This window comes from Chryseobacterium sp. PCH239 (assembly GCF_018924625.1).
GTDB classification, from domain to species: Bacteria; Bacteroidota; Bacteroidia; order Flavobacteriales; family Weeksellaceae; genus Chryseobacterium; species Chryseobacterium cucumeris.
Genome location: NZ_CP073027.1, coordinates 2,560,318 through 2,577,861 on the forward strand (window position 1 = coordinate 2,560,318; position 17,544 = coordinate 2,577,861).

Genomic DNA, 17,544 nt, shown 5'->3' on the forward strand with positions numbered 1-17,544 from the left:
CGAAGTGTAGCGAAGAATCTTTAATCTGATCATTTGGTACGAAATTCATCCTTCGTCAGAAATCGAAGATTCGACGGAGTCAATGACAAACGGAGTGCTTATTTTTTCTGGTTTCCAAGCAGGCCGAAAAGAATTTTCTCTCTGATTTCTTCGGTAATTTCATCCGTAGAATCGCTGCTTCTTTTGAACCAGAAATAGGAATTATTTAAAGTATGAAGGATAAATCTGGTGGTAAATGATGGTGATTTCAGTTCCCAGTTTTCTGCTTTGTAGATCTCAGAAATCAGTTCTTCTACTTCCTGCTGGTAGTTTTTCCTTAATTCTACAAATTCGGGAAGCCTTTCTTCAAGATGTTTCCATTCATTGGAATAGATATGGGTAACATCACGATTTTTAAGAACAACAGATAAGTGTTTATCCAATAAGAGATTCAGTTTTTCTCTGGGAGCGATATTGGTATTTTTTACTTCCTGAAGTTCATCGAAAAACTCCTGGGCAATACCGAAACAAATCCATTCCAGAATTTCTTCCTTTGAACGGATATGTGCATACAGTGATGCTGCTTTGATATTAAGTTTCGTAGCCAGGTCTCTTACTGAGCTCCCCATATACCCTTTCTCTTTGAAAAGTTCTACGGCTACTTCCAATATTTTTCTCTGTTTTTCTTTTAGTTCCATCTGGTAAAATGCAAAAGTAATTATTCTGAATTAAACTGTTCATTTTTTGAGCATAAAAAGAAAAAAGACCCATCGCCTAGATTCTCAATCTTTAGTTATTTTCTGTTACTATGACTTTTTGTTCATGGATTTCCAAGAAATAATTACGAAATCGGAAATTCTGTCAAGTTAAATTTCCGTTAAAAATACAATATCCGGAAAATTTGTCCTATTTTTTTGTAAATTTAATAATTGAATAGTTTTTGCGATACAGTCATCAAATAAATGATTAAATAATTGATGGCATTAAGAAACTAAGCCTCAGAATTTGGTTTCTTGATGTTTTTAAAAACTAAACTTTAAACAAACCATTACCAAAAATATATAAAAATATGAACTTAAACCAATATACCGTAAAATCACAGGAAGCCATCCAGGCAGCACAACAGGTTGCTATGGAACTGGGCAATCAAAGTATCGAACCTCAACATCTTCTTGAAGGAATCTTCCAGGTAGATGAAAATATATCACCTTTCTTATTAAAAAAATCTGAAGCAGATGCTAATTTAGTAAGAGAGCGCAACCGTGAAAATTTAGAAAAACTTCCAAAAGTACAAGGAGGAAACATTTATCTATCACAATCTGCCAACAAAGTATTGCTGGATGCACCCAACATCGCTAAGAAAATGGGTGATGAATATGTAACGATTGAACATTTATGGTTATCCCTTTTGGAAACCACTTCTGAAGTATCAAAAATGCTGAAAGATATGGGTGTGACCAAAAATCTTTTGGAAGGTGCTATCAAAGAATTAAGAAAAGGAAGCAAAGCAACTTCTGCCAGTTCAGAGGAAACTTATCAATCCTTAAATAAGTATGCTAAAAACTTCAACGAGTTGGCAGCAGAAGGCAAACTGGATCCGGTGATCGGGCGTGATGAAGAGATCAGAAGGGTTTTACAAATCCTTTCCAGAAGAACCAAAAACAACCCCATCCTTATTGGAGAACCGGGTGTGGGTAAAACAGCGATCGCGGAAGGAATTGCCCATAGAATTATCAGTGGTGACGTTCCTGAAAACCTGATGGATAAAACTTTATTCTCGTTGGATATGGGAGCTTTGATCGCCGGAGCAAAATATAAAGGTGAATTTGAAGAGCGTTTAAAATCCGTTGTGAATGAGGTAATTAAGTCTGATGGTCAGATTATTCTTTTCATTGATGAGATCCACACTTTGGTAGGAGCCGGAGGTGGTGAGGGAGCAATGGATGCTGCCAATATCTTAAAGCCTGCTTTGGCAAGAGGAGAATTAAGAGCGATTGGTGCCACTACATTGAATGAATACCAAAAGTATTTTGAAAAAGATAAAGCGTTGGAAAGACGTTTCCAGAAAGTAATGGTGGAAGAACCGGATACTGAATCTGCAATTTCCATCCTTCGTGGGATTAAAGATAAATATGAAGCGCACCACAAAGTAAGAATCAAAGACGAGGCAATTATTGCCGCTGTGGAAATGTCTCAAAGATATATTTCAGACCGTTTTTTACCGGATAAAGCCATTGACCTTATTGACGAAGCTTCTGCAAAGCTGAGAATGGAAATCAATTCCAAACCGGAAGAACTGGACGTTCTGGACAGAAAACTCATGCAGATGGAAATTGAGCTTGCTGCTATTTCAAGAGAAGGCAACCAGACCAAGATTGATCACCTTAAGGAAGATATTGCAAAAATATCCGAACAGAGAAATGAGATCAATGCCAAATGGCTGAAAGAAAAACAGAAAAGTGAAGATCTTACCCAGATCAAAAAAGATATAGAATCTCTGAAACACGAAGCGGAAAGAGCTTCCAGAGCCGGAGATTATGCAAAAGTAGCGGAGATCCAATACGGAAAGCTTCGTGAAAAAGAGGAAGAACTTACCAAGGTTGAACTCGAAATGCAGAATCATCAGAATGAGCTGATCAAAGAAGAAGTTACTGCAGAAAACATCTCTGAAGTGATTGCGAAATGGACAGGTATTCCTGTCACCAAATTGCTACAATCAGAAAGAGATAAGTTATTGAATCTTGAAACTGAGCTACACCACAGAGTTGTAGGACAGGATGAAGCTATTCAGGCAGTTGCTGATGCGATCAGAAGAAACAGAGCCGGTTTAAGTGATGATAAAAAGCCAATTGGATCTTTCTTATTCCTGGGAACAACCGGAGTCGGTAAAACCGAGCTGGCAAAAGCACTGGCAGAGTTCTTATTCGATGATGAAAACAATATGACCAGAATTGATATGAGTGAGTATCAGGAACGTCACAGTGTGTCGAGATTGGTAGGAGCGCCTCCAGGATACGTAGGTTATGATGAAGGTGGACAATTGACTGAGGCAGTAAGAAGGAGACCTTATTCCGTAGTGCTTTTAGACGAGATTGAAAAAGCACACCCTGATGTTTTCAACACATTGCTTCAGGTTTTGGATGATGGACGTCTGACGGATAATAAGGGGCGGGTAGTGAATTTTAAAAATTCTATCATCATCATGACTTCTAATTTAGGTTCACACCTGATTCAGGAGAATTTTGAAAACCTTACAGAGGAAAATCAGGATGAAATTGTGGATAAAACAAAAGATGAAGTTTTTGATCTTTTAAAACAGACCCTGCGTCCGGAATTCCTGAACAGAATTGATGAAATTGTACTTTTCCAGCCTCTAAGAAAAAAAGAAATCGGAAAAATTGTTCAGTATCAGCTGAGAGGGTTTAATGAAATGTTGTCTAAACGAAACATCATTATGACTTTCACTCAGGATGCGGTAGATTATCTGATGGATAAAGGTTATGATCCTGCTTTCGGAGCAAGACCATTGAAAAGAGTAATCCAACAGGAAGTTCTAAACAAATTATCTAAAGAAATTCTTGCCGGAAATGTGAATGATGGAGACAGAATTACGCTTGATTATTTTGTAGAAACAGGATTAGTTTTCCGACCTACCGAACAATAAAATAGTTTTTTTCATATACATTATTTTTGTGAATAAGTGCTGCAGAATACTCTGCAGCACTTATTTTTTACACTTTTTATCCTAATTAAGTGAAATAAACTTATCTTTACTATACTAATAACTAAAACAGAATCAGTATGAAAAAGCTAAAAAGAAATGATTTGAAGAAAATTGATGGCGGTCTTATCACTCCTATCATTATGTGTGATGAAAATATGAATTGTCCGGTCAATTTATGTTGTACATCAGGATACATTTGCAGAGACTGGAGAAAGTATCCATGCATTTAAAGAATAGGCGGAGAAAGGTATTTTCTCCGTTTTTTTTGTAACATCCATACAGATTTCAATCGCATGAAAGCTGTATTCTTTACATACAATCCGTAAAAACACGGTAAAAATAACAGTGTAATTCCCAATTAGCAAATACATTTTCTATAATATTTTTTACGAGATTTGCATATTAATTGAGTTTTACCGTAAACCACTAAGCTATGAATACAGAATCAAACAACCCATTACAGCCTGGTACTATGTCAAACAGTCTTATCCAGACTCTGATCGACAATTATCGTCAAAATCATTTAAGTGCTATTAATAACACTTTAGGAATACAAGATGCTCATTCTATTTGGTTTGACCTTCCCAAATTAAAAAATTTTATTGCAAAAATTGAAGAAGAAGCTGCAAAAGTGGATCCTGCTACCTCTGAGGGAGATTTGGGAATAAGATTTTATTACGCTTCTTATCCAAAACAGGAAAACTGGTCTATTATGGACTCCCACCCTGTTCCTGAAGAATATGCAGAAAAACACACACTGGTAATGATCCCAACATTGAAAAAAGCGGACGAAGCAGGAGAACTCATTGATTATGATTTCAATCCTTTCCAAAGCTCTGAAGGGAAATCAATGGCATTAAATGCCCGTTCTGTCAAAGCTATAGGAGGAGGAGAAGATGATGATGATGATAAAGGTCTGGGAGAAAATAGCGGAACACTTATTCCACCATCACCTCCGTTGGGTATATCTTATTAATTATCATTCATATCTTTAAACACAGTATGACTGAGATTCAAAAATTTTTTTCTTCATTTATGTATTGGGGAGAAGCATTTGCTGCCATCACCTCCCTTGTTTATTACAATCGTGTAAAAAAACTGCATTGGAAATATCTGGCCATTTATCTGATTGTTATTTTTTTATGTGAATCAGCTGTAAAATGGGGAGAAAAGCCGCTTAAAATAGACAGAATAAATTTTCATAACTATTTTGTGATTCCATTGCAGTTTATATTCTTTTATTGGCTGTATGCAAAAGAATCTCTGAAGAGAACAAAACTATTCTATATCTTAACAGGAACATATCTTTTAACATATATCCTCAGAGCACTTTTTTTTCCGGAAAAGAAAGTAATCTTTTCTTTCAATTACAATATAGGATGTCTGCTCTTAATGGCTCTTGTCATTATGGAGTATTATAAACAGGTTAATTCATCTGAGATTCTTAATTTCAGTAAAAACAAAATGTTTTATATCAATCTGGGGGTAACGCTTTTTTACATCGCTAACCTACCATTTATGACATTTAACTCTCTTCTTTGGAAATATATTGATATCTGGGATATTTATTTTATATATTTCCAGGTTTCAGGTGCTGTTATGTATATTTTATTTGCAAGTTCATTCATATGGGGAAAACAGAACTCTTAATAACTCTTATTTCATTCAACATCTTTTTTTTGATGTTTGTAATAGCCGTATTTATCTATATCCGGAATTACAGACAACGGAAAAAAGAGTACTTAAATGAAATTGAAAGAAAAAATGAACTTCATCAGAGAGAACTTCTGTCTACCCAACTGGAAATACAACAAGCCACCATGCAGCAGATTGGTCGGGAACTGCATGACAATATCGGCCAGAAACTTACCCTCGTAAGTCTGTATGTACAACAGATGCTTTATGAAAACAAAGTTTCTGAAGCAAGTGAAAGAATTGATCAGGTTTCACAGATTATTAATCAATCTCTGCAGGATCTTAGAAGCTTGTCAAAAACATTGACAGATGATAATATCAACCAGAAGGAAATTGTAACTTTGATACAGGAAGAAGTGGATAACACCAATTCCTTCAAAAAATGTCATGTAAGTTTTGAACACAATTTCAAACAACTGGATCTGGGCTTTGTTCATAAAAATGTTTTACTAAGGATTACTCAGGAATTTATTCAAAACAGTATAAAACATTCCCATTGTAAAAATATTTTTATAAACCTGAATACTTCAGAAGATACTCTTTGGGAGCTTGACATTCGTGATGATGGAATCGGGTTTGACACCTCACAGATCAAGTCCAACGGAATAGGACTCACGAATATGAAAAACAGAGCTGAAATCATAGGAGCAAGTTTCTGTATGGAAAGCCAGGAAAATGCAGGAACACAAATCAATATTATTTTAAAAAAACAGTCATGAAAAAATCTATTGTCATTGTTGACGACCATATACTTATTGCAAAAGCTCTGGAAGGAATTATTGGTAACTTCAGTGAATTTGAAGTAATCTATGTAAGTGAAAACGGGAAAGATCTTATCCAGAAATTCGAAGAGGGCAATACCATTCCTGATATTATTCTTTTGGATATCAGCATGCCTATTATGGACGGTTTTGAAACCGCAGCCTGGCTTAGCAAAAATCATCCTGATATTAAAATCATGGCTCTCAGTATGCAGGGAGATGACAATAGTGTGATTAAGATGATTAGGAGCGGTGCCAAAGGTTATCTGCTAAAAAACACCCATCCAAGAGATCTTGAAACTGCACTTACCCGTCTCAATAGTGATGGCTTTTTTTATCCGGACTGGGCTTCAAAGATCATATTCTCCAATCTTAACAAGGAGACAGAATCTGAGATCGCAATAAGAATTTCGGACAGAGAAAAAGAATTCCTGAAATATACAGTCACTGAACTCAGTTATAAAGAAATTGCAGATAGAATGTGCTGCAGCCCAAGAACAGTAGAAAGTTATCGTGATCAGCTATGTGAAAAGCTGGATCTTAAAACCCGTGTAGGGCTTGCCGTTTTTGCCATTAAAAATGGTTTCGCAAATTAGACTCTACCATAAAAAAATTCTTTCAAAAGCAAATTTAAACGAAAAGTATTCTTATAAAATAATTAAAACTAAGATCATATTAGTACACTATTTCAAATTAATTAAAATTCAATACATTTTAAAAAACATTAAATTAAAACCAACAACACTCAACAATATTTAACGAAATCACAAATAAAAAAGAAAATCATTTGCATATTAATTTTAAATAATATAATTTCACATTCTCAACCTAAATGATTTTGATATGAAAAAACTATTATTTGGAGCTTTTATGCTCACTGTAATGGCTGCATGTAACAATGACAGCATTACCAATCAAAATGAAAACAAAACCGACGAAGCTGCAACTCTTGCAGGTTTAGCTCAAAGAGGCTGTGCTTCTGAGGAGATCAGACAAGAAGCATTGAAAAAAAGCCCTGAACTTCAACAAAGATTTGCAGCATTAGAAAGCAATACAGAAAAATTCGCCAATGATGTGAAATTCGGAAAAGTTCTTGCTGATGGTACTGTAGAAATCCCTGTTGTCGTGAATGTTATCTACAAAACTACAGCTGAAAACGTTTCTGATGCAAGAATTGCAGAGCAAATTGCAGTATTGAACGCAGACTATGCGGGTACGAACAGTGATATTAATAAAATTCCAACCGAATTCCAACCCGTAAGTTCTGGTGATACAAAAGTAAAATTCAGACTGGTAAACACCGTTAGAAAATCCACTTCAAAAACAAGCTGGGCAACTAATGATGATATGAAAAAAGCCTCTAAAGGAGGAATTGATGCTACTAACCCTACCAATTATTTAAACTTATGGGTTGTGGGCAAAATGACCAGCCAGGGACGCACTATTCTCGGATATGCCACTTTCCCTGAATCTGCAGGTTTATGGAATGATGGTGTTGTAATAGCCGCTCCATATTTTGGAAAAACCGGAGCTTCTTCTCCTTTCAACCTGGGAAGAACTGCAACACATGAAGTAGGTCACTATCTGAACTTAAGACATATCTGGGGTGATGCCAATTGTGGAAACGACCAGGTAAGTGATACACCTACACAAACTACTGCTAATTATGGAAAACCTTCTTACCCGCTATACAATACCTGTAGCGGTGTACAAAGATCTGTAATGTTTATGAACTACATGGATTATGTGGATGACGCAGCTATGTTTATGTTCTCTGCAGGACAAAAAACAAGAATGCAATCTGTAGTAGCTTCTTCTGGAGCAAGATCCGGCTTAAGAGTGTATTAAAAATAAAATCTTTTTGCATATTTAAAATCTGTCTCAAGTTTGAGACAGATTTTTTTTCTATCCGTCCTCAAATGAAAAATACTAAAATCAATGGTTTCTTGTTTTTAAAACCTGTATCAGTCGGATTTATTATAAAAAACATTCTACAAAAAACATAAAAACGATAAAATTATTTACCATTAAAATACACTTGAATGTGAAATATAAAATAAATAATAGATTTTAACTAAAATTCAACACATTAATAATTCAATTGATTTTAATTCAAATAAATCAATCAAATATTATTTATTTGTTAAATATTTATGAAAATAATTTGCATATTAATTTCAAATGATATAATTTCACGCCCTCAACCAAATTATATTATAACGATATGAAAAAATTCTTATTTGGAGCCCTGATTCTGGGTCTTATGTCGGCATGCAACAACGACAGCTTAACCAACCAAAATGAGACTTCTCCGGATCAGGAAAACATTGTTCCGAGTGCTCTTAAAAGAGGTTGTCCATCAGAAGAAATCAGACAGGCAATGCTTCTGAAAAACCCTGCATTAAAACAAAAAATGGCTGATATTGAATTCAGTACTGAAAAATTTGCAGAAAATCTTAAAGTGGGAAAAGTTCTTGCAGACGGAACTGTTGAGATCCCTGTTGTTTTTAACGTAATTTACAACACTTCTGCTCAAAATGTTTCCGATGCAAGAATTGCAGAACAAATTGCAGTCCTTAATGCCGATTATGGTGCTACTAATTCTGATATCACGAAAATCCCTTCTGCATTCCAACCTTCAGCAGCAGGTGATGTAAAAATCCGTTTCAAATTAGTAGCTACCAACCGTAAGCAGAGCACGAAGACAGGCTGGAGATCTGATCTCGAACAAATGAAAAAAGCCAGCACTGGAGGTATTGATGCTACTGATGTAAATAAAAACATGAATATTTGGGTTGTTAATTCAATTCTTGACGAAAACAACCAACCTGGAACTCTAGGCTACGCTTATTATCCTGAAAATGCCGGGCAATGGTATGATGGTCTTGTAATTGGATATCAGTATATCGGAAAAACAGGTGCATCTGCTCCATTCAATTTAGGAAGAACAGTAACGCATGAAGTAGGACATTATCTGAATCTTCCTCACCTTTGGGGATCATCCGATGCGGGTTGTCAGACAGATTACTCTAATGACACTCCTACCTCTCCTGGTCCTAACTATGGAAATCCGACCTATCCTCTAAACAGAGTTTGCGGAGGGGTAAGCCGTTCTCAGATGTTCATGAACTATATGGATTATGTGGATGACAAATCTATGTATATGTTCTCTGCGAATCAAAAAACAAGAATGCAGGCTGTAGTATCCGCATCAGGGCCAAGAGCTGGATTAAGATAACCAACAACCTCGATTAGAAAATTATAAAAATATTAAAATAGTCTATCTCAATTTTTGGGATAGATTTTTTTATATTTTTATGCGATTTAAATTTCAACACCACTAAGATGAAAAAAATAGCATTAGCATCAGGAATACTATTGCATTTATACTTTATTAAAGCTCAGGATACGATCAAAATTAAAACACTGCTGGATACCATCCCATCCAGAAATCTCAAAGAAGATCTGGCAATTATCAATTCAGGATATTCTATTCAGGAGAAAACTCCTTTTTTTCAAAAAGAATGGGTAAAAAAATCTGTAGCTCCAGCTATTCTTTTTACTGCTGCTGCTGCAACATGGGGAGAAAAAGAAAATATACGTGAAGTAAGAAACCGCTATCTTCCCAACTTCAAAGTGAAATATGATGATTATCTGCAATATGCTCCTGCGGTAGCTGTTTACGGGTTGAAACTAGCAGGTATAAAGGGGCGTAACAATATAGGAAGAGCAACTTTATCTTATGGTACAAGTTTAGCCATCATGGCCATTTTAGTTAATTCCATTAAATACACAACAAAAGTAGAACGTCCGGATGGATCCAAAAACAACTCTTTTCCATCAGGACATGCGGCAATGGCTTTTACCAATGCCAGTTTTCTGCATAAAGAATATGGTTTGGTAAATCCAGCCTACAGTATTGCGGGCTATGGTTCTGCAACTCTTACGGGACTTGGACGAAATTTAAATAACAGACACTGGGTTCCGGATATTCTGGCTGGTGCGGGTATCGGAATTATATCAACAGAACTGGGATATTTCTTTATTGATAAAATTTATAAGAACAAAGGAGATAATTTAAGCATCTTATCAAGAATACAGGGAAATGATTACCCGTCTTTTCTTGCACTGAAAATGGGAACTGCTTTAGGAACCACCAATTTCCTGAAGGAATCTGAACTGGATGATAAAAAACAAATTGGTTTTGAGGGAGGACTGGAAGGTGCTTACTTCTTTTCAAAAAAATGGGGTGTGGGTGCCGATGTATCCTTCAGCAGCTTCCCTATTAAATCCCAAAGAATAACATTTGATGACGAACAGGATTTTGGCAATCATGAAATCAAAACACAATCTATGGGATTTCTTTCTGCAGGCATCGGACCTTATTTTTCTCATGAACTATCAAAAAAATGGCAGCTTACTTTAAAGGTAACCGGAGGATATGCTGCAACAGCAAGTGGAAAAGTATTTTTAAAAGGAAACGATATTGATGCTCCCAACAACGAACTTCAGATCGCCAGATACAAACCCAGACCGGCTTTCCGCTGGAATACAGGGGCTTCCATGACCTACAAGTTCAATCCGGGATTAGGCCTTACTTTCTATACAGATTATAATAAGATCAACTCCACAATTCAATATTCCTTCAGCGATGAGATCAAGGAAAGTGAAGAACTGGATCAGGAACTGAACAACCTGATTGCTAAAGAAAAAATCAGTTATATTACATTAGGCTTAAGATTAACTGCCTATTTCTAAAAACAAAAAAAGCCTTCGTATTCTGAAGGCTTTTTTTTATAACTTTTTACGATTATCATCCGGAGTATAATCCATAAAGATATCTCCATCCAGCTGTACAGATTTTACTTTCTTTTTAATAGGAATCACCAGATCAGTCAGTTTCTGATCTTTTTCCCAAACTGAAGGAGAAAAATGAATTTTCTCCGTAGTTCCATCATCATAAGACAATATAGCATCAAACGGAATGGCAAAACCTCCTACATTTGCAACGTTTATGGTAAGCATGTCATTCATCTGGGATGCCCCTGTTACTTTTAAGTCAATATAATTATTGGTATAAAACCAATTCTGGAAGAACCAGTTCAGATTTTTTCCTGATCCTGTATTCATAGAATTAAAATAATCCCATGGAACAGGATGTTTTCCCTTCCAGTTGTCCATATAATGGTGCAATGCTTTTTTGAAGAGTTCATCTCCCAAATAATCTTTCAAAGCCAGATAAGACAATGATGATTTTACATAAGAGTTGTTTCCGTATCCGGCGCCACTTACCTGCGTACTCATCGTGATCACTGGTTGATCCTGCTCAGCAGAAGGATCATTGATCCATTTTTTAACACGGAAGTTTTTATAAAATTCTTTAGCTGCAGCCTCACCTTTTTCATCAATTCCTATAAGATATTCCAGCGTGGTTGCCCAGCCTTCATCCATAAATGCATATCTTGTTTCATTGATTCCCATATAGAAAGGGAAATAAGTATGGGCAATTTCATGATCTGCCGTCAACCTGGCATCATTAAGATCATCAGGAATACTGGTATCATTAATCATCATAGGATATTCCATATCTGCATATCCCTGAATAGCCGTCATTACATTGTAAGGATATTCTACACCCGGCCAGTTTTTTGAAAACCAATCCAGATTATAGCGCATCCAGTCTACATAATGTTCAAAATCTTTCGCTCCGTTTTTATATCCTGCCTGAACGCTGGCTCTTTTTGTTTTTAACTCAACACTGGCAGCATCCCACACATAATGGTTACTCATCGCAAAACAGAAATCTGTAATATGATTTGCTTTAAATTTCCAGATATTCCACTTGTTCTGCTTGGTTACTTTTCCTGACTTCATTTCCTGCTCTGTGGCAATATGCATCAGCTTATCACTTTTCAGGGAAGCTTTATACCTTTTTAAATATTCCGGCTGAAGAACAGCTTCCGGGTTCAGAAAATCTCCGGTTGCCCAAACTACATAATTTTTTGGTGCAGTGATGGCAAAACTGTAATCATTGAAATCATTGTAAAATTCCTGTCTGTCTGAGTGCTGAAGCATATCCCATCCATTGTAATCATCATACACGGAAATTCTTGGAAAAGAGTATGCCACATAGAATGTTTCAGGATCAATCTGCCCTTCTCTTCCACTCTGAACTGACAATGGATATTCCCACTCTATTTTAACCTCAGCTTTTGATTTAGATTTTAAAGCAGATTTTAATTTTACTTTTTCAACAGTACTCCAGTCATCACTGTTGATCTCATATTTTATGTTGTTTACAGCAAAGGATTTAATTTTCAGTCCGGATGAAAGAAAATCTTTGGATACAAATCCTGATCTTGGCGACTGTGGTTTGTGAAGGTTATTCACAAATCGTATAGCCAGTTCATTCAGATTATCCGGGCTGTTGTTGGTATAAACAATAGTTTCTTTTCCGGAAACTATTTTTGTAGCAGCATCTACTTTCACCTCTACATTATACACTCCTTTATTCTGCCAGTAGTTTTTTCCTGGCGCTCCGGAGATATCACGTGTTCCACTCTCGTACGCTTTTCTGATATTCCTCGGCATATACAATTCCTGAGCTGACAATTGCAGTAAACAAACTGCAATCAGCATTCCGGAAAAAATTTTCTTCATAGCAATCTTTTTAAAGATAAGCATCAAAAATAGCGAAAATGTACCATCAGACGATTATTCTTTCGCGATAATATTTCACTGTAATAAACTTTTACATTAAAATATTCTACAATCGATCCTGTTCAGCGGTCTTCTTAATTGTTTTTGCATTTTTAACCGATTGATTTCCAAAGTTGAATTTCAATGAAAATGTTACTCCCTGAGTATCGGTATAATCAAGAAAATAATTATCCTGATTTGCATATTTTGTACTGACTTTCTGCTCTGTAGATCTGAAAATATCGCTAAAAATAAGGCTGGCTTCCAGTTTTTTACTAAAGAATTTTCTATTCATTACAAAATAGGCTGACCATAAAGAAGATATTCTGAAAGTTCCCTGTATACCTGGAGAATAGTAACGGTGTCCCATTTCCATTTTCCAGTCGCTGCTTTTATCCAGCGTAAAGCTTGTTGAGATATTGGATACCCAGTTCCAGACTTTATTTTTATACAACATTCCATCAATTCCTTTGAAATAATTTTCATTATGCTCAAGATTTTCAGAAAGGATAATATTCCACCAGGATTTCACCTGGAAATTTTTGTACAAGCTTACTCCAAAAGCTTCTCCTTTCTCAATATTGGTAAAATAATAAATCAAACTGTTGGTACTTGGTTCCTGATAGGAGATTTCCATGGAAGGATATATTTCTTTTCTGTAATACAAATCCAGATTCCAGTCTTTCCAGGAATAAGTAAGATTGAGATTATGAGTAATTGTAGCTTTTAATTTTGGATCTCCCTGATAATAGGAAAAAAGATTATAATAAGATTTTGCAGGATTCAACCATGAATACGAAGGTCTGCTGATTCTTTTCCCATAGGAGAACCCAAATTCCTGTTTGTTTTCTGTGGTATATTGTGCATAAAAAGTGGGAAAGAATTTCCAATAGTTACTTTTATTCAATTCATGAGGTTCTGAAACCACCCCTTCAAGATTGGTCATTTCCGCACGAAGTCCACCTTTGAAGCTCCATTTCCCGACATTGTAGGCTAACGAAGAATATAGGGCAAAATTGTGTTCTTTATAATCAAAAACACTGCTTTTTTCCGGCCTGTATTGTAATGCTCCGTTCTCATTATCTGAGAAATCAAGCTGACTGCTTGTCTTTACAAAACTATATTTTGTACCGGATTCAAGTTCAAGCCTATCATCTTTCCACTGATAATCGAATTGGGTAGAATACAGCTGAACATCCGCTTTATTCTGAGTGAGGAAATTATCTTCTTTCGGTGGCTGTCCTGCAAAGTTTAAGTATGTAATTACATTTTGGTATTTATCCACATTATTTCCGGTAAAATAATTGATCCATGAAAGACTGCTTTTCTTATTCAGCTTGCGATCTATCTGAAAACTTACCGAGTTATTGATGGAACGGGAACGGTGATCATTGATTGTTGTATAATAAGATTCCACTATATCCTGCTGGTTATAGATCAATGTAGGAACATTATAAGTTCCGAAGGACTTTGGAGAAAAATACCCTGAGTAGTTGAGGCTTAGATTGGTTAAACTGTCCAGTTCATATTCCGCATTAAAATTCAGGGTATTCTGGTTATTGTTTTTATCCTTCCTGTTCATCGTACTTACCCATCGGGTTTGGCTTTCCGGATAGTTTACATAATCTGTTCCTTCCCGGTAGTACGTTCCCAGCCCTTTATAATAGCTTCCCATTAAGGAAAGTTTATCTTTTTTATAATATTGAGAGAGACCAAATACACCTTTCGAATATTGTGTCTGCACATATTTGGATGAAAGAATACCACGGTAGCCTTCAATTTTATTCTTTTTCAGAACGATATTCAGTACTGCGCTTCCTGAAGCTTCATATTTGGCAGGCGGATTGGTAATCACTTCTACAGATTTCACTTCATCTCCCTGTGTATTTTCCAGAAGATTTTTAAGCTCATCCCCTGTCAGCATTACTTTTTTATCATTAATCGTCACCAGAATTCCGGTACTTCCCTTTACACTCAATACACTGTTGTTAATGGTAACACTGGGTGTATTTTTTAGAATTTCCCAGGCATTGAGTGAGGAAATATTACTGTTTTCCACATTAAATTCAAGACGGTCTACCTTTCTTTTCACCAAAGGTTTACGTTTCGTCATGACTACTCCTTCTATTTCCTGAGATTCTTTTTTAAGAACAATGTTCAGAGGTTCAAACTCTTTTAAATCCACTTTTTTCTCAAATAAAGAATATCCCTGATTTTTAATGACCAGCTTTATATATTCCTCTGCAATATCCTCCAGTACAAATTTCCCATTGTCATCCGTTTCTAATTCTTTAATTAATTTATCCTGAGTATTATACACTTTCACTTTTACAGATGAGAGCTTTTCGTTTTCAGTATTCACCACTGTTCCTCCAGCTTTTTGTTTCTGGGCAAGAATCAAAATGGGAAAACACAAAAGAAAAAGAATTTTATACATGGTTATTTTTTTATCCTTTCCAACAAAAACTGCTGTTCTGTTCTATGGGAACAAAATTCCATATTGACTGGAAAAAATACGGTTAACAGAAGGTTAATGATGGGTTAATGTCTTTTCTGGTTTCAAAACATCCAGATTCAGACAGAAGGATAAATCTTTATTTTGGAAGATTCAAAACTATGGTTAATGGAAGGTTAATAATAAAATAATCATTTCCTGAAAATGACTAAAGTTTTATCTTTGTTTTAATGATAGCCAAGAGTAAAATTCTCATCCCGGTTTTTGCCGCTCTATTCCTGCTTTTACTGGGAATTCAGGTTTATTTTATGTATAAAACCTATCAGGTAAAAGAGAGGGACATCTACAGATCTGTGAATGATGGGCTTACCAATTACACAGATAATCTTGAGGACATTCAGGAGGGTAAAGAAAGAAATGATGATTCTCTTCAGGAAATCATTATACAGTATCATAATAAGGAGATCAACAAAAAAGATTTTCTCCGCTATTTCATAGAAAACAGAAAATCTGCCAGAGAAAGGCTGATTCATTATATCGACAGCCGCTACCAAAAAGACGGTTACGAAATCTCTGCAAGAATACGGTATCTTTCCATTGTTCATCTACCGGACAGCTCAAAAGTGATTACCGAACCTATTGTCATTTTTGAAACGCAGGATAAACTAAAAAATCCACGCATTGCCAGTAACGGAAGCTGGGAAACCTCAACCACCAAAAGAGATGATACGGAAACAGGGCAAGTTGAAAAAAAGAATACTTTTCTTGTAAAAACCCAGACCGATTTTGAAATCAGAAATATAAAAAGCATTGTTTTCAAAGAGCTTACCTTATTGATTATTTGTTGCATTATTCTTCTTTCAGGAGTTCTTCTGCTTTATATTTTCACGATAAGAAATCTTATTCAGCAGCAGAAGCAGGTGGAAGTTCTCCACAACATTGTGGATAACATTTCACATGAGTTTAAAACGCCTATCGCTACTTTAAAAATAGCTTCGAAAGCATTAAAAAAAGAATGGAATCCTGAAACGCTTCCTCTTATTGACAGACAGATTTCACGTCTTGAAAGCCTGATGTTTCAGCTTCATAAAGATGAAATTCCTGATGATATGACCGCCATACAACCTGAAGACTGGAACTTTTTTATTCAGGATCTTTCCGTTACCTATCCAACTACAGATTTTAAGCTTGAAAATACAGTTTCACAAGAGCTTCCTTTTGATAAAAACTTAATGGAAACAGTCATTAAAAACCTTTGTGAAAACAGTGTAAAATATGGAGCATCGGTTATTACAATACATGTGCGAAACGGTTCTCAACAATTAGAATTTGAAGTTTCCGACAACGGTCAGGGCATGGAAACAAAAGAGCTGAATAATATTTTCGAAAAATTTTACAGAATACAGAATAACAATATTCACAATAGCAAAGGTCTTGGGCTGGGACTCTATTTCGTAAAAAAGATCATTACAAACTATGGTGGAAAAATAGAAGTTTCCAGCCATCTTCATACAGGCAGTACTTTTAAAATATTAATTCCTTATGAAAACTAAAATCCTTCTGGCAGAAGATGATCCGGATTTCGGAATGATTCTTAAGCAGTATCTTGAATTGGAAGATTTTGAAGTCAGCTGGTTTCAGAATCCGGAAGATATCGTACCATTGGTTCAGGCTGATTTTCCCTTTCAGATAGGAATTCTGGATGTGATGATGCCCAATATCGATGGCTTCTCACTGGCGAAAATGATCATTAAGGAAAGAAGTAATTTCCCTTTATTATTTTTAACGGCTAAAAATCAAAAAATAGACCGATTGACCGGATTGAAAATAGGTGCCGACGATTATATTTCCAAGCCTTGCGACCCTGAAGAACTTGTTTTACGAATTAAAAATATTCTGAAAAGAACACTTCCCGCCGTGATAGAAAGTCAGATAAAAATCGGAGAGTTTTCACTGGACACCACCAAACTTCTGTTGTCACATCCTAACGGAAATAATCGGCTGACTATACGGGAACAGGAACTTTTATTATATCTTCTGAAGCATAACCGGACGATCATCACCAGAGATAATATCCTGGATAATCTCTGGGAAACCAATGATTATTTTACCGGAAGAAGCCTGGATGTGTTTATCAGCAGACTTCGTAAATATTTCATCCATGATCCCCAAATAAAAATCCAATCCCTGAGAGGAATTGGATTTGAAATTGATTTTCCAACCAATTGATT

Annotated in this window: 14 protein-coding genes; 11 read left to right on the top strand and 3 right to left on the bottom strand. The window is 35.7% G+C overall.

Annotated features, from left to right (window positions below; all coding sequences use genetic code 11):
* Positions 1–98: 98 nt before the first annotated feature.
* Positions 99–677 (bottom strand): TetR/AcrR family transcriptional regulator, encoded by a 579-nt coding sequence (locus tag KBP46_RS11870; RefSeq protein WP_062672216.1) that lies wholly within the window; start codon positions 675–677, stop codon positions 99–101.
* Positions 678–1,048: 371 nt separating this feature from the next.
* On the opposite strand from KBP46_RS11870, the gene clpB reads away from it, so the two are divergent.
* The 9 genes from clpB to KBP46_RS11915 all read left to right on the top strand — a co-directional run bounded on the left by clpB (position 1,049) and on the right by KBP46_RS11915 (position 10,917).
* Positions 1,049–3,643 (top strand): ATP-dependent chaperone ClpB, encoded by a 2,595-nt coding sequence (gene clpB / locus KBP46_RS11875; RefSeq protein ID WP_062672218.1) that lies wholly within the window; start codon positions 1,049–1,051, stop codon positions 3,641–3,643.
* A gap of 137 nt (positions 3,644–3,780) precedes the next feature.
* Entirely contained in the window at positions 3,781–3,933 is a 153-nt protein-coding gene (locus tag KBP46_RS11880) for a hypothetical protein (RefSeq protein WP_157885762.1), read from the top strand.
* A 203-nt stretch (positions 3,934–4,136) separates the two neighbouring features.
* Positions 4,137–4,679: a hypothetical protein gene (locus tag KBP46_RS11885; protein ID WP_120233622.1), complete on the top strand. Its 543-nt coding sequence runs from the start codon at positions 4,137–4,139 to the stop codon at positions 4,677–4,679.
* A gap of 26 nt (positions 4,680–4,705) precedes the next feature.
* The gene (locus KBP46_RS11890) at positions 4,706–5,353 is read left to right on the top strand and encodes a hypothetical protein (RefSeq protein ID WP_120233623.1); all 648 of its coding nucleotides are present in this window, start codon (positions 4,706–4,708) and stop codon (positions 5,351–5,353) included.
* Positions 5,354–5,385: 32 nt separating this feature from the next.
* Positions 5,386–6,117, top strand: coding sequence for a sensor histidine kinase (locus tag KBP46_RS11895; protein WP_228436906.1), 732 nt, complete (start codon positions 5,386–5,388; stop codon positions 6,115–6,117).
* Positions 6,114–6,755 carry a response regulator transcription factor gene (locus KBP46_RS11900; RefSeq protein WP_062672226.1) on the top strand — a complete coding sequence of 214 codons (642 nt, stop codon included), beginning with the start codon at positions 6,114–6,116 and terminating at the stop codon, positions 6,753–6,755. Before KBP46_RS11895 ends, KBP46_RS11900 begins: the two co-directional genes overlap by 4 nt.
* 247 nt (positions 6,756–7,002) lie before the next feature.
* On the top strand, positions 7,003–8,007 hold the full coding sequence (locus KBP46_RS11905) for a zinc metalloprotease (protein WP_062672228.1): 1,005 nt from the start codon (positions 7,003–7,005) through the stop codon (positions 8,005–8,007).
* A 376-nt stretch (positions 8,008–8,383) separates the two neighbouring features.
* Entirely contained in the window at positions 8,384–9,397 is a 1,014-nt protein-coding gene (locus KBP46_RS11910; RefSeq protein WP_062672230.1) for a zinc metalloprotease, read from the top strand.
* Positions 9,398–9,504: 107 nt separating this feature from the next.
* Positions 9,505–10,917 (top strand): phosphatase PAP2 family protein, encoded by a 1,413-nt coding sequence (locus tag KBP46_RS11915; RefSeq protein ID WP_062672232.1) that lies wholly within the window; start codon positions 9,505–9,507, stop codon positions 10,915–10,917.
* Positions 10,918–10,953: 36 nt separating this feature from the next.
* Here KBP46_RS11915 and KBP46_RS11920 read toward each other — a convergent pair whose 3' ends face one another.
* Positions 10,954–12,819 carry a M1 family metallopeptidase gene (locus KBP46_RS11920; RefSeq protein ID WP_216443347.1) on the bottom strand — a complete coding sequence of 622 codons (1,866 nt, stop codon included), beginning with the start codon at positions 12,817–12,819 and terminating at the stop codon, positions 10,954–10,956.
* Between the two features lie 106 nt (positions 12,820–12,925).
* Positions 12,926–15,295: an outer membrane beta-barrel family protein gene (locus tag KBP46_RS11925; RefSeq protein WP_216443348.1), complete on the bottom strand. Its 2,370-nt coding sequence runs from the start codon at positions 15,293–15,295 to the stop codon at positions 12,926–12,928.
* 248 nt (positions 15,296–15,543) lie between these two features.
* On the opposite strand from KBP46_RS11925, the gene KBP46_RS11930 reads away from it, so the two are divergent.
* Both KBP46_RS11930 and KBP46_RS11935 read left to right on the top strand, forming a co-directional pair.
* A complete protein-coding gene (locus KBP46_RS11930; protein WP_216443349.1) occupies positions 15,544–16,866 on the top strand; it encodes a sensor histidine kinase KdpD in 1,323 nt (440 codons plus the stop codon).
* Complete coding sequence (locus KBP46_RS11935; protein ID WP_062672238.1) at positions 16,856–17,542, top strand: response regulator transcription factor; 687 nt, start codon at positions 16,856–16,858, stop codon at positions 17,540–17,542. Before KBP46_RS11930 ends, KBP46_RS11935 begins: the two co-directional genes overlap by 11 nt.
* Positions 17,543–17,544: the final 2 nt, after the last annotated feature.